The sequence below is a fragment of the Aeromonas sobria genome (assembly GCF_000820145.1).
GTDB lineage: Bacteria > Pseudomonadota > Gammaproteobacteria > Enterobacterales > Aeromonadaceae > Aeromonas > Aeromonas sobria.
On sequence record NZ_CDBW01000016.1, the window covers coordinates 187735 to 201469 of the forward strand.

At 59.1% G+C, this 13735-nt stretch carries 15 protein-coding genes; 5 read left to right on the forward strand and 10 right to left on the reverse strand.

Annotated elements, in window-relative coordinates; genetic code table 11:
* Positions 1-14 precede the first annotated feature (14 nt).
* The 4 genes from BN1135_RS07765 to BN1135_RS07780 all read left to right on the forward strand — a co-directional run bounded on the left by BN1135_RS07765 (position 15) and on the right by BN1135_RS07780 (position 3790).
* Positions 15-1766 (forward strand): PTS ascorbate-specific subunit IIBC, encoded by a 1752-nt coding sequence (locus BN1135_RS07765; RefSeq protein ID WP_042020148.1) that lies wholly within the window; start codon positions 15-17, stop codon positions 1764-1766.
* Between the two features lie 44 nt (positions 1767-1810).
* Complete coding sequence (locus tag BN1135_RS07770) at positions 1811-2287, forward strand: PTS sugar transporter subunit IIA (protein WP_042020150.1); 477 nt, start codon at positions 1811-1813, stop codon at positions 2285-2287.
* A 40-nt stretch (positions 2288-2327) separates the two neighbouring features.
* Entirely contained in the window at positions 2328-3020 is a 693-nt protein-coding gene (locus BN1135_RS07775; RefSeq protein ID WP_042020152.1) for an L-ribulose-5-phosphate 4-epimerase, read from the forward strand.
* A 125-nt stretch (positions 3021-3145) separates the two neighbouring features.
* Entirely contained in the window at positions 3146-3790 is a 645-nt protein-coding gene (locus tag BN1135_RS07780; protein WP_042020153.1) for a 3-keto-L-gulonate-6-phosphate decarboxylase UlaD, read from the forward strand.
* A 123-nt stretch (positions 3791-3913) separates the two neighbouring features.
* Here the strand turns inward: BN1135_RS07780 and chbG are convergent, their stop codons facing one another.
* From chbG to BN1135_RS07815, 7 genes are all read right to left on the reverse strand, one after another.
* A complete protein-coding gene (gene chbG, locus BN1135_RS07785) occupies positions 3914-4690 on the reverse strand; it encodes a chitin disaccharide deacetylase (RefSeq protein WP_042020154.1) in 777 nt (258 codons plus the stop codon).
* 53 nt (positions 4691-4743) lie between these two features.
* Positions 4744-6090 (reverse strand): 6-phospho-beta-glucosidase, encoded by a 1347-nt coding sequence (locus BN1135_RS07790; RefSeq protein ID WP_042020155.1) that lies wholly within the window; start codon positions 6088-6090, stop codon positions 4744-4746.
* 148 nt (positions 6091-6238) lie between these two features.
* Entirely contained in the window at positions 6239-7066 is an 828-nt protein-coding gene (gene chbR / locus BN1135_RS07795; protein ID WP_042020156.1) for a transcriptional regulator ChbR, read from the reverse strand.
* Positions 7067-7120: 54 nt separating this feature from the next.
* Positions 7121-7474, reverse strand: coding sequence for a PTS N,N'-diacetylchitobiose transporter subunit IIA (gene chbA, locus BN1135_RS07800; RefSeq protein ID WP_042020157.1), 354 nt, complete (start codon positions 7472-7474; stop codon positions 7121-7123).
* 36 nt (positions 7475-7510) lie between these two features.
* Positions 7511-8893, reverse strand: a complete 1383-nt coding sequence (locus tag BN1135_RS07805) for a glycoside hydrolase family 1 protein (RefSeq protein WP_042020159.1) — start codon at positions 8891-8893, stop codon at positions 7511-7513.
* Positions 8894-8961: 68 nt separating this feature from the next.
* The gene (gene chbC, locus BN1135_RS07810) at positions 8962-10323 is read right to left on the reverse strand and encodes a PTS N,N'-diacetylchitobiose transporter subunit IIC (RefSeq protein ID WP_042020160.1); all 1362 of its coding nucleotides are present in this window, start codon (positions 10321-10323) and stop codon (positions 8962-8964) included.
* Positions 10324-10337: 14 nt separating this feature from the next.
* Positions 10338-10655, reverse strand: coding sequence for a PTS sugar transporter subunit IIB (locus BN1135_RS07815; protein ID WP_033135185.1), 318 nt, complete (start codon positions 10653-10655; stop codon positions 10338-10340).
* Between the two features lie 218 nt (positions 10656-10873).
* Between BN1135_RS07815 and BN1135_RS22035 the strand changes: the two genes are divergently transcribed.
* Complete coding sequence (locus tag BN1135_RS22035; protein WP_175479085.1) at positions 10874-11035, forward strand: hypothetical protein; 162 nt, start codon at positions 10874-10876, stop codon at positions 11033-11035.
* A 245-nt stretch (positions 11036-11280) separates the two neighbouring features.
* Here BN1135_RS22035 and exeN read toward each other — a convergent pair whose 3' ends face one another.
* Genes exeN through exeL form a run of 3 tightly spaced genes read right to left on the reverse strand, consistent with a single transcriptional unit; the run spans position 11281 to position 13717 of the window.
* Positions 11281-12048 carry a GspN family type II secretion system protein ExeN gene (exeN, locus tag BN1135_RS07820; protein WP_042020161.1) on the reverse strand — a complete coding sequence of 256 codons (768 nt, stop codon included), beginning with the start codon at positions 12046-12048 and terminating at the stop codon, positions 11281-11283.
* Complete coding sequence (gene exeM / locus BN1135_RS07825) at positions 12045-12536, reverse strand: GspM family type II secretion system protein ExeM (protein WP_042020162.1); 492 nt, start codon at positions 12534-12536, stop codon at positions 12045-12047. Before exeM ends, exeN begins: the two co-directional genes overlap by 4 nt.
* Positions 12533-13717 carry a GspL family type II secretion system protein ExeL gene (exeL, locus tag BN1135_RS07830; protein ID WP_042020164.1) on the reverse strand — a complete coding sequence of 395 codons (1185 nt, stop codon included), beginning with the start codon at positions 13715-13717 and terminating at the stop codon, positions 12533-12535. The genes exeM and exeL overlap by 4 nt, the downstream gene beginning before the upstream one ends.
* Between the last annotated feature and the right edge of the window lie 18 nt (positions 13718-13735).

Consider the following 13735-nt stretch of genomic DNA (forward strand, 5'->3'; position numbering starts at 1 on the left):
GACGGAGCATAAATATGGAAACCCTCTACAACGTTTTTTACATCTTTTACAGTCAGGTGATGACCAAGGCACCCCTGCTGTTGGGGCTGGTGACCTGTATTGGCTACCTGTTGCTCAAGCAGGATGGCACGACGGTCGTCAAGGGCACCGTGAAGACCATCGTCGGTTTCATGCTGGTGCAGGTGGGCGCCAGTACGCTGGTGGCCGGCTTCAAGCCGGTGGTGGACAAGATTGCGGAATATCATCACCTCACCGGTTCAGTGATTGATCCCTACACCACCATGATGGCGACCATGGAGACCATGGGGGAGAACTACTCCTGGGTCGGCTATGCGGTATTGCTGGCCCTTGCCCTCAATATTTTGCTGGTGTTGCTGCGGCGCTATACCGGGATCCGCACCATCATGCTGACCGGCCACATCATGTTTCAGCAGGTGGGTCTGATCGCGGTCTTCTATATGGTGATGGGCGCCTCGATGTGGGAAACCATCCTCTATTCCGCCGTCATCATGGCGCTCTATTGGGGGATCTCTTCCAACATCATGTTCAAGCCAACCCAGGAAGTGACTGGCGGCGCGGGTTTCTCCATCGGCCACCAGCAACAGGTCGCCTCCTGGATTGCCACCAAGGTGGCGCCGAAACTGGGCAATAAGGAAGAGAGCGTCGACCACCTGAAATTGCCAAAGTGGCTGCACATCTTCCACGACAGCATCACGGCGACCGCCATCGTGATGACCCTCTTCTTCGGCATCATCCTGCTCTCGTTTGGCCTCGATAATCTGCAACAGATGGCGGGTCAGACCCACTGGTCCATCTACATTCTCGAGACCGGCCTCAAGTTTGCGGTCGCCATTCAGGTCATAGTGGTGGGGGTGCGGATGTTCGTTGCCGAACTCTCCGAGGCCTTCAAGGGGATCTCCGAACGGGTCATTCCCAACGCCGTCCTGGCAATCGATTGCGCTGCCATCTACGCCTACTCACCGAATGCCATGGTCTTTGGCTTCATGTGGGGTGCCATCGGTCAGTTCCTCGCGGTGCTTGCCTTGCTGGCATTCCAGGCGCCCATCATGATTATCCCGGGCTTCATTCCCATGTTCTTCTCCAACGCCACCATAGGGGTGTTCGCCAACCACTTTGGCGGCTGGCGCGCAGTGATGAAGATCTGCTTCGTGATGGGGATCATCGAGGTGCTGGGCTCTGCCTGGGCAATCCACCTGTTCGCGGTCAATGGCACCAGCTTCAATGGCTGGATGGGCATGGCTGACTGGGCGCTGGTGTTCCCGGTGATCATGCAGGGGCTCTCCTTCTCTTCCCTGTTCTTCGTGGTGTTGCTGGCCGGCGCCGGGATCTATATGTACTTCGCTTCCCGCACCCTGCGCATGGAAGAGGATATGGCCGTCCCGAGTGCTGCCGCGGCAGAAGAAGCGGCCGATCTGCCTGCCTTGCCAGCCGAGAGTGCCAAAGGGGGACATGCAGTGCGGATCCTGGCGGTATGCGGCAACGGCCAGGGCTCATCCATGATGATGAAGATGAAGATCGGCAAGTTTCTCGAGCAGCGTGGCGTGCCCCATGTCATGGACTCCTGTGCCGTGGCCGATTACAAAACCAAGCTGCAGACCACCGACATCATTGTCTCTTCCAAGCATCTGGCTGGCGAAATGAACCCCGGTGAGGGCAAATTCGTGCTGGGCGTACAGAACATGCTCAACCCCAATTCGTTTGGTGATGAACTGCTGGGCATCATCAACAGCAACTTTGCCAATTAATCCAACGAGCCTCGCTGCACTCGGCAGCGGGCAAGGAGAACAAGATGAAATTCAAACAATCTCTGATGGAAAACAACTCTGTATTGCTCAACGCAACAGCCAGCGACTGGCGCAGCGCCATCAAACTGGGCACCGACATGCTGATCCGCTCCGGCGCCGTGGAGCCTCGCTACCACGATGCGATCATCGGCAGCATTGAAAAGATGGGGCCCTATATCGTGATTGCTCCCCAGTTCGCAATGCCCCATGCGAGGCCAGAAGATGGAGTCAATCGCACGGCGTTTGCACTGGTCACCCTGACTACGCCGGTGAAATTTGAAGGGGAAGAGGAGCCGGTGGATGTGCTGGTGACGCTGGCAGGCAGCACCTCGGATGAACACATGGAGGGGCTGATGGAGGTCACTCAAGTGCTGGAGGATGAACACAGCGAGAGCGGGATCAACCTCGACAAGCTGCGAGCATGCCAGAGCACGGTAGATGTATTCAACGTCATTGACCAAGCGCTGGCGCAAGTGGCCTGAGGCACCCAACGGGGCCCCGCAAGGGGCCCAGGAGAACGGAATGTACAACTCATTGAAAGAGGCGGTACTGGCGGCCAACCTGCTGCTGCCCCGATACGGTCTGGTTACCCTGACCTGGGGCAATGTGTCCCAGATTGATCGCAGCCTGGGGGTGGTGGCCATCAAGCCGTCCGGGGTCTCTTACGACAATATGACCGTTGACGATATTGTGGTTGTTGATTTGGAAGGTCAGATCGTCGAGGGGCATTTATCCCCATCCAGTGATACCGCAACCCATCTGGTTTTATATAAAGCGTTTAAAGGAATTTCCGGTATTGTGCACACCCATTCCCGTCATGGCACTATTTGGGCGCAAGCGGGAATGGATATTCCCGCCTTGGGCACGACCCACGCCGATTATTTCTATGGCGATATTCCCTGCACGCGTCCGCTGACCGAAGATGAAATCCGCGTTGATTATGAAAAAAATACCGGCAAGGTCATCGTCGAAGAGTTTCAGCGTCGGGATCTGGATCCGCAGGCCTTGCCAGGCGTGGTCATCACCGGCCATGCCCCCTTCTGCTGGGGCAAGAGTGCGCTGGATGCGGTGCACAATGCGCTGGTGCTGGAAGAGGTCGCCACCATGGCGCTGGCAACCAGAGCGTTGAATCCGGCAATACATATTGCGCAGGAGTTGTCTGACAAACACTATTTCAGAAAACATGGTGAGAATGCCTATTACGGCCAGCGCTAATTAGTCGGCAAATTATTTAAATCGCTCATCTATTTATGTTAGTGACGGCAGGTTACGGCCCTTTATCGACTTTAAATCAATGGACCAATCAACCCCGCCAAGGTTTTAAATTAAGGAAATATATTATGACCAAACCAATGTTACAGATTGCTCTGGATTCTACCGATCTTGCTACCGCCGTGGATATTGCCGATCGCGTCGCCGGTTATGTCGAGGTGATCGAGGTCGGTACTATTCTGGCCTTTGCGGAAGGCATGTCTGCGGTACGCACCATGCGCGAGCGTCATCCTGATCACATCATAGTGTGCGATATGAAGACCACCGATGGTGGTGCCATTCTGGCCCGCATGGCCTTCTCGGCCGGAGCTGACTGGATCACGGTATCGGCCGCCGCACATGTTGCTACCATTGCTGCCTGCAAGAAAGTCGCGGACGAGTTTGGCAGGGAGATCCAGATCGAGATTTACGGTAACTGGACGCTGGATGATGCCAAACAGTGGGCCGATATGGGGATCACCCAGGCTATCTATCACCGCTCGCGGGATGCCGAGCTGGCCGGGGTCAGCTGGACCCAGGCCGATTTGAGCAAGATGCGGGCACTCTCCGAGTTGGGTCTGGAGCTGTCGATCACCGGCGGTATCGTGCCGGAAGATATCCATCTGTTTCAAGGGATCCGGGCCAAGACCTTTATCGCCGGACGGGCACTGGCCTCAGAAAGCGGCCAGGCAACCGCCGAAGCGTTGCGCCGCGAGATAAACAAATATTGGTAACGGAAACAGGATGGCGGTACTTGTGCCGTCATCCTGTCTCTTCTCTCACGTTTTCTTGCCTGCCCGCCTCATCCCTGTTCACTGCTCTCCTTTTTCCACCGGCAATGTTCTGGTTGTTTCGCGCTATTTCGCGTCACACCGCCACTCTTGATAGCTGGCGAGGCGGTAGCCGCGCTCGGCGATAAGGGTGGGCAGGGACGGGTCGGTCAGGATCGCCAGTTCGTTGAGGCGGGGTTGGCAGTAGGAGCTGTCTTGCATCTCCAGATCGATAAAGGAGGGGTGGCACATGATTTCGAGCGAATTGGCCCCCTGTTCACTGGCCTCATCGAGCAGTTGCAGCAGGCTGGCTTGGGTCAGCTGCGCGCCGTAGAAGCGGTCGTCGAACCGATCGCAGCTTTGCGGGTGGGTGACGGTCAGGCCGTGGCGGGCTATTTCGCCCCGGTCGATGCGAAGGGGCAGGTCATGCGTCTTGGCGAAGGCCTCCACCAGCGGGTAGATAGTCGGCAGCATATGAACATGGTGGTGGCTGTCGATATGGGTCGGCGGTTTGCCGAAGATCGCGACAAAGCGCTGATACTGACTCGCCAGCTCGCCGGATATCTCGGCCAGATCCAGCTCTCCCGCCTCGCTCTTGTGCCAGATCCCCTTGTTGAGATCGCCCTGCTCGTTCACCAGCGAGGTGAGCGGCGTGAGTGGTTTGCCCCAGCTGAGCATAAAGTGCAGCCCGACTGGCAATTCGGGGAAGCACCCGGCCAGCCAAGCGGCGTGTTCGATGGCGGGGGAGGTGACAATCGCAGTGGTGGAGCTGACGACTCCGTGCTCGAACGCCTCTACGATGCCGTAGTTCTGGGCGCGGCAGAGGCCGAAGTCGTCGGCGTTGATGATCAATCTCTTGCTCATGAGGGTTCCCTTGCGGTTAAGCGCCCCGCCGGTTCGGGCGGGGCGTGTTGGCCTCAGGCGAGGGCGTCGATGGCGGCGGCGAAGTTGGGCAGGTGTTCGCGGTGGGCCAGCAGCAGCTCGCGGGCGACGATGCGGGCATCGTTGTCGGAGTGGATCAGCGGGTTGAGGTTCATCGCCAGCAGCAGGTCGTCAAAGTCACCGCTGATGGCAGCCTTGGCGGCGGCGATCTCGAAGCTCTTGATCAGGTGCACCAGCCCGTTCACCTTGTCGTCAAAGCGGGTGAGACGCGGATGGGGAATAGCGCCATCACGCCCGATCAGGCAGCTCATCTCTACCGTCCAGTCGGCCGGGATATTGGTGACATGGCCCTGATGGGGCACGATGACGTAGTGCTCGCTCTGCTTGTCGTTGTAGATGGCGCTGATCACCTCGCAGGCCGCATCGGAGTAGTAGGCGCCGCCACGCAGCTCCAGCTCCTTGGGCTTTTCGCACAGCTCGGGGTTCTGGTAGAGCTCGAACAGCTTCTTCTCGACCTGCTGCACCACTTGAGCCCGGGCGCCGCCTTTGTAGAACTCGCCCATCTCGATCCCCAGCATCTCTTTCTCCTTGAAATAGTAACGCAGGTAGGAGCAGGGGAGCAGGCGCAGGCCGCGGATAAAACCGGGATCGAACGGCAGATCGAAGATGTTTTTGACCGAGCTGGCGCGGGTGAGGCTGCCATCGGCGACCCCTTCCAGCAGCTCGTCAAAGCGGGATTCGCCGTTGACCAGCACATCGCCAATAAAGACCAGATGGTTGAGGCCGAACAGGTCCATGGAGAGGTGATCCCGCTCGGTCAGTTTGAGGGCATCGCGCACAAACATCTGCATGCCGACCGGAATGTTGCACACCCCGATAAAGCGGCGGAAGTTGGTATGACGGCGCACCGCTTCGGTCACCATGCCGGCCGGATTGGTGAAGTTAATCAGCCAGGCATCCGGGCAGAGCGCCTCGACGTCGCGAATTATGTCGAAGATGACCGGAATGGTGCGCAGCCCCTTGAACAGGCCGCCTGCGCCGTTGGTCTCCTGACCCAGCATGCCGTGGCTCAAGGGGATGCGCTCATCCTTCTCTCGCGCCTGCAGTTGGCCGACTCGCAGCTGGGTGGTGACGAAGTGGGCGCCCACCAGCGCCTCGCGGCGATCCAGCGTCTTGTGCAAAGTCATGGGAATGCCCGCCTGGCGGATCATCCGCTGGCAGAGGTCGAAGATGATGTTCAGTTTCTCTTCGCCAGCGGGAATATCCACCAGCCACAGCTCGCTGATGGGCAGCTCGGCATAGCGCTTGATGAAACCATCGACCAGCTCCGGGGTGTAGCTGCTGCCGCCGCCTATGGTCACTACCTTGATCTTCTCGCTCATAAATCCCTCTTTATCGATCTCTATCGGTTTGATGGTGGCCGCTCTGTCGTCAGGGTGAGAGGGGCCGCAGCCGCCTGTGGCAGGGGCTGGTCATGTTCGGTGCTTTGTATTGCAATCGGTTGTATTTACATGGCATTCACTGCCGGCATCAGGCCGGGCTTTCAAATTTCGGGTAGAGATATTTGCGGTAACTGCCCGGGGTAAACGAGGTGAGCTTCTTGAAGTTTTTGATAAAGAGGCTGACGTCGTTGTAGCCGGTCTCGAAGGCGATATCGGCCACCGAGTTATTGGTCACCTCCAGCTGCATCTTGGCGTAGTTGATCCGGATTTCGTTGATGATCTGCATCGGCGTCTTGTTGTAGTAGCGCCGGGTGGCCCGGGTCAGATACTCCTGGCTCTTGCCACAGAGGGAGACCATGTTGGCCAGCGCATCCTCGGCAAAGAGGGGGCGATCGTGCATCCGCTCCACGGTTTCGTGGAGCCAGAGCGGAAGATCGTCGCTGGCGGAGGTGTCCTTGTAGTGACGCAGCCGGTTCATCACCGCGTAGGTCACCCCTTCGAGAAATTCGGTCAGCGCCTCTTCCCGAAACCCCGGTGAGACCAGCACCGACTCGATGTAGCTGAGGAACTCGCTCTTGAGCGCATAGGCCTGAGAGGCGACGAAGTGCTCCGGCAGCAGGTATTTGAAGTGCTCGTCAAAATAGGTGCGGGTGATCCCGACGTTGAAGATGCGGGTGGTGCCGAACTCGTAGAAGCTCTGGTGGCGGGAGCCGAGCGGAATAAACACCAGGTCCCCCCGCTCCAGCAGCACCCGCTTGCCGTTGACCTCCTGATAGTAACGACCGGTCAGTACCAGGGTGAACTCGTAGTAGTCGTGCTGGTGCAAACCGGTTCCGCTCACCTGCTTGTTGTAGATGAACATGTGGAACGGTTTGTTGTTAAACAGTTCGGTTTCCCGGATTGTTTTGACGCTCATGAGTTGTTTCCTGATCTGCGGGCCGATGACGGGGCCTCTCGCCCCGTCCGGAGGTTACTGGTTCTGCAGCTTTTCGTGCAGCTCGATCAGCTCGCTGATCAGCTCACGGGCCAGCATGGAGGTCATCAGGTGATCCTGGGCATGGACCAGTACCAGGGTGACCGGGATCTTGCCTTCGCCCTGATCGTCCTCGATCAGCTGGGTCTGCACCAGATGGGCGGCATTGAGCGCCTCGCGGGATTGGGCCATCAGCTGGTGGGCGGCAGCCAGATCCCCCTCCTTGGCCTTTTTCAGCGCGGTGTAGGCGAGACTGCGGGCCTGCCCGGAGTTGATGATGAGCCCCATCACCACCTCTTCCAGATCGGTGCAGGTGGTGGCCTCTTCGGTGATGCTGTCCAGATCGAACATGTGTCGTTCCTTACGTGAATGCGTTAATTGAAACCGTTAATTGAAACCATGGTTGCGCGCGACCTCGGCAAACCAGTAGCCGCTCTTCTTGATGGTGCGCTGCTGGCTCTCCAGATCGAGGCGGACGAAGCCGTAACGGTTCTTGTAGGCGTTGAGCCACGACCAGTTGTCGATAAAGGTCCACAGGTGATAGCCGCGACAGGCGCTGCCCTCTTCCAGTGCGCGATGCAGCCACTCGAGGTGCTCGCGAATGAACTGGATGCGGTAGTCATCCTCCACCCGGCCCTCGGGGCCGATAAAGCGCTCTTCCCCCTCGACCCCCATGCCGTTCTCCGAGATGTAGCAGGGCAGGTTGCCGTAGTTGACCCGCAGGTCGGTGAGGATGTCGTAGACCCCTTGTTCGTAAATCTCCCAGCCGCGGTGGGGGTTCATCTTGCGGCCCGGCATCTCGTAGTAGTCGAACAGATCTTCCGGCGTACGCGGCACGCCCAGCCACGCCACCTCTTTGGCCTTGACCCGGCGCGGTTGGTAGTAGTTGATGCCGAGGATATCCACCTTGCCGGCGGCGAGCAGTTCCTTGTCACCCTCCTCACGCTGCGGCAGCAAGTCGTACTGCTCTAGCAGGGCGACCAGCTCGGGGTCGTAGCTCCCCTTCAGGGCCGGATCGAGGAAGCTCTTGTTGAGCAGCAGATCCGCGATGCGGGAGGCGGCGATATCTGCCGGATCCTGCGAGCGGGGATAGGTCGGGCTCAGGTTGAGGATGATGCCGATCTCGCCATCATGCTGGCAGGCGCGATAGGCCTGCACCGCGCCGGCATGGGCCAGCGCTGTGTGATAGGCAACGGTGGCCGCTCGGCCAAAATCCACCACGCAGGGGTAGTGGTAGTGGCCAAGGTAGCCGCACTCGACCGGCACGATCGGCTCGTTGAAGGTGAACCAGTGCTTGATGCGACCGCCAAACAGGTCGAAGCAGCGGGTGGCGTAGCGCACATAGGCGGCCACTACTTCCCGGCTTTCCCAGCCCCCTCGCTCCTGCATGCACATCGGCATGTCGAAGTGGTAGAGGTTGATAAGCGGGGTAATCCCCTCCACCAGCAACCGGTCGAAGACGGCGTTGTAGAAGCTGACCGCCTCCTGGTTGATTTCGCCCACTCCGTCCGGGATCAGCCGTGACCAGGAGATGGAGGTGCGAAAACTGTTGTGCCCCAACTGCTTGAGCAGCTTGATGTCGCTCTCGAAGTTGTCATAGAAGGTGGAGGTGTCGGTCGGGCCGACCCCGTTGTGGAAACGCTCGGGCTCGATGGAGAACCAGTAGTCAAAGATATTGGCGGATTTGCCGCCGCGGTTGGCGGCGCCTTCCATCTGCGGGGCCGAGCTGGCGCTGCCCCACCAGAAGTTATCCGGAAAACGATACTGCATGGGTTACTTCTCCAGGCTGTTAGGGGAGGAGTCTTGCTCCTCCCTTGCTGTCATTGGAATGGCTGTTATCAGAACTTCAGGGCCAGAGCGATATCCTCTTCGCTCTCTTCTTCTTCATCGATGACGTTCTGCGCCTTGTTGGCAATCAGCACGAAGGGGATATACATCATGGTCGCAACCCCCAGGTTGAATATCGCCAGACAGAAGGCGGCCACGCTGCCGTTGGTGTTGAAGAAGGCTCCCAGGCCGGTTGGCATGGTCCATGGCGCTATGTTGGTGATGGGCGGGATGATCCCGGCGTAGTAGGCCGCCATGGTGATCCCCATCAGGACCGGGTGCACCAGAATGAAGGGCACCACCAGAATGGGGTTCATGATGACCGGCAAGCCGAACAGGATGGGCTCGTTGATCTGGAACAGGCCGGAGGGCAGACCCAGCTTGGCCACCTGACGGTAGTCATCGCGGCGGGAGACCATAAAGATGGCGATGATGAGGCCAAGGGTGGCACCGGTACCACCGAGGAAGACGAAGGAGTCGGTGATCGGCTTGGCCCAGAAGTGGAACTCCTTACCTGCCGCGATGGCCGCCTCAACCGAGCCGTACTGGTTGTAGAGGGCGACGTTTTCCAGAGCAAACGGGAACAAAATGCCGGATTCCAGCGCGGTGAGCGCCAGCATGCCGTGTACCCCGAAGAACCAGAGGAAGGAGGAGAAGATCACATAGACCCAGCCCACCAGACCGCTCATGTTGGACAGCGGCTTGGCGATGCTGTCCATGATCAGCTGGTGGAAGTTGGTGCCGGCATCGCTCAACAGATAAGAGATGATCCCCATGATGGAGAGGATGATAAAGCCCGGGATCAGTGCCGAGAAGGAGCGGGAGACCGAGGCCGGTACGCTGTCGGGCAGGGTGATGACCCAGTTGCGACGGACGATAAAGGCGAACATCTCGGCCACGGCGATACCTATCAGCATGCCGGAGATGATGTTGGCTCCGCCCAGCCAGTTGGCGCCGACCGCATAGGCGTCGCCCACGCTGAACGGCGTGACCGTCATAAAGGCTGCAACCGACAGCAGGCCGGAGGCGAGGGGGTCTGTTTTGCGCTCTTCGGCCAGTGCCAGCCCGATAAAGAAGGGGGCCATCAGGGACATGATCCCCAGCGTGCCGTTATAGACGTTGCCGCCGATGCTCTTGAGGCCGTCCAGGGTGGTGATGGTGGCGGGATCGAGCCGCACCCCGATGGAGTAGAAGAAGGATCCTTCGCCAAAGCTCAGGAAGACGTTGTTGATGAGAACGAACATAGCCCCGACCAGCGTCAGGGGCATCATCTTGATAAAGCCGTTCTTGATGGCGTTGACATGAGGCTGTTTGCCCAGCTTGACGGCAATGGGCAGTATGACCTTCTCCAACGATGCGATGATGTTGCTCACAGGGATCTCCTTACCTATGCGAGGCTCTTCTTGATGGAGGCGACCGCCGCCTTCAGTACGCCGAGGCCGTCTACCTTGCCGTAAAGCAGGGTGTCGATCACTTCGACTGGTTTGCCCGGCAGCTGCTGCTGGATCTCTGGCAGCATGTAGGCGATTTGTGGGCCCAGTAGCACCAGATCGGCATCCTGTCCCTTCTCGCCAGCCAGGGTCTCCGGGTAGGCATCGATCAGCACCGGCACATCATATTTTTCCGCCTGCGCCTTCATCTTTGAAACCAGCAGTGAAGTGGACATCCCGGCAGAGCAAAACAGGTAGATACGCTTCTTTTCCATAACTCTTCCCTCAACGCTTGAAAACCAAATGAACAGATCGGTCGAGATGGTTGCCTGTCGCGCTATAAAGACAAATCAATCATCTCCAATTGACCTCATTGTATCTAGCCTCGGGTTCCATCTGGTATTTCGATATTTATATCAATTGTCTCTGGTTGACCTGTGGTTTTGCCATCGCTCACAATTTTGATGGGCAGGCACAGAGGGAATGAGGCGGAATGGCGCGTAACGAGGACTTTAATTCTTGTTTAGTCGTTATTTTTCAGTTGGTTATTTTTACCCCCTTGTGGATGGCTGAAACCTGGCTGGAAAAGATCAATAACGAGTGGCAGCTCACATTTAATAAACAATGCAATCTGGTTGATATTCAGTTTTGCTGAGGTGATCTGCCGCTTTCTCGACAAGGTGCGCGCTCATTGACCATCGGCAACACATGAACTGACGAGAGAGGCTGGCGTTTGCCGTACGGAACGGGCAGGTGGAGAGGGGTAGCCGACATCCTTGCAGGGGATGTGGCGGTACGTAAGGGCTGAATGAGTGAGGGCTGAGGGCGTCAGTGCAGTGAGAGGACACAAAGGGGGAAAAAACTGACCCCGGAGTGGCTCCGGGGTCGGTGGGGAGGGCGTTAGATCCGCCCCTGATAGCGCAGGGGGAAGCGGCCCTGACTGTCGGGCTGGCCGAGGAAGGGGAGCCCTTGTTGCATCTGCGGAGGCAGTTCTGGGCCAGGCTTCAGGGTGCCCTGGAACAGGTACTGGCCATTGGGTTGCAGCTCGAGGCGACCGATGGTCTGTACCGCATCGGATCCCTGCTTGAGTTCGGCCACCAGTTTGGAGTCGAGGCAGGTGAGTTTCACCTCGGGGTCGGCCAGATCCAGCTTGCCCGCCGGGGTATCGGCGCTGGAGTTATACCAGTCGAGGTTGCCGTAGAGGTTGTCGCACCAGGGATTGCCCTGGGCAAACAGATCCACTTTGAGTTGCAGCTGGCCGGTGACGGTGATCGGGATCGGCAGGCGCATCGGCACCCGGCTCAGCAACCAGGGGGCGGGGGCATTGAGGGTCAGATCCCGGCCAAAGGCGGCGCCATTCCAGCCGACAACGCCCTGACCGTTGAGCCCGTTGCGATCGCCAAAGCGAAGGGTCACTTCGGGGGCGAGGCGCAGCAGCGACCAACCGTTGAGATCCCAGCGCAGCTGGTTCACCGATTCGCTGGCATATTGCAGCCGGGCTGCCTGGCCGCTCCAGAGGGTGCCGCTCACCCCTTCCAGTTTCAGCAAGTTGGCGACGTTGGCAGGCAGCGGCAGATATCGCGCCACCAGTGCCGCAGGCAGGGTGGCCAGCAGAAACACCAAATAGGCCGCCAGAAAGAAGCTGGCAATCAGGATGCGTTTTTTCATTGGGGACGACTCAGCTGCAAACGTCTGACTTTGACCAGACCGGGGGCCAGCCCCTCGCGGGCGATCTCGATTATTTGGACCTGAATGCCGTGTTGCTCCACCAGCGTCGCGAGCCACAGCAGCAAGTCATCGAACGGGACAGTGTCGATCCACACTTGTAGCTCCTGCGCCTGAGGTTGCAGCCGGGCAATCTTGATCTTGTGGTTGAAGGCGGTGCGGTTGACCACCCCTTCCAGGGTGCCGCTGGTGTCGATCTGGCGACCCGAGCCACCCTGCATGGCCAGCACCTCTTCACCCTTCTCCTTGAGCCAGGCCAGGGTCTGCTGCTGGTTCTGCACCTGCCGCTCCCGCTCCGCAATGCGGTTGGCGATGGGCTGCCAGATGCTCCAGTAGCAGAGGCCGACCAGCAGCAGGGCACCGCCCACAACCACCAACCGCTGTTCCCGTGCGCTGATGCCCTGCCACCAGCTCTGCAATTTTTCCATCATGATGATTTACCTTTGAGCACCAGTGAACCCTCTACCTTGCCCTCGGTGCTGCGCACCTCGCCCTGCTGTACCTCGAATTGCTTGCCTGCCAGCTCACGGAACCGCTCGATCTCGGCAAAGCCGGGGGCGGTGACCTGCAGCCGCAGCTCGCGGCGACTGGCATCAAAGCGCATCACCTGCGGTTTCAGGCCAGGCACTTCGGCAAAGGTGGGGGCCAGTTCGGTCAGCATCAGCAGCACGCCGTTTTGCGGTGTTTGCCCCATCAACTTGAGGTGCTGGGTCATCTGGCTGCGCACGTTGACGATGCGGTTCTCGCCCGGAAAGATGCGGGTATAGACGGCACGGATCTCCGTTTTCAGCGCCTTGTCCTGTTCGGTGAGCTGATAGAGCTGCACCCCGCGCTGGCCGAGGGCCACCAGCAGCAACAGGCCAGCGGTGATGGCCACCTTGCGCCACTGCAACCAGTAGCGGGCATATTCGGTCTGCGGTCGGTAGGGGCCAGTGAGCAGGTTGGCGCGGCAGCTGAGTGCCCCCTTGGCCAGCAGTAGCATCGGCAATTCGGGCTCTGCCGCCTGCCAGTTGGCGGCGGCAATGGCGGGCAGCGGGGTGTGGCTGTGGATGGTGACCGGTTCGGCTTCGGTTGCCAGCAACATGGCCAGCAGCGGTTCGTCGGCGACGATCCCCTGACAGGGGCTCTGGCGTACCAGCCATTCGCTGCCGAGTTGCAGGGCAGACCAGCCATCAGCGGCCGGTGGCAGCGCCAGTACATCGGGCAGCAGTTGCAGGCTCTTGAGGCCAGCGGCATCGAGCCAGCCGAGCCACTCATTCATTTTTTGCTGATCCACCGCCATCAGATCGACTTGTGGGCCCTCATTGGCCAGCACCACCAGATGCAGGGTTTCCACATCGGAGGCGATCTGCTCTTCCAGCAGGTAGGGGAGGGCCGCCGCCGACTGATTGTTGTAACGGCCCGGCAGGGTAACACGCCGGAACACCAGATCGCTGCCCGGCACTAGCGTGACCACGGGGCGGCCACCGGCCCGCTCCTGCAGCTCTGTCAGTGCATCGGCCGAGGGCAGGGTGCCGGAGGCGATGATCTCCTGCTCCTGACCGGACCAGACCAGCCAGGCCACGGGTTGTTGTTTATTGGTCCCCAGTCGGATGACCAGACTTTCGCTCACGCATCTCTCTCCTGCGAT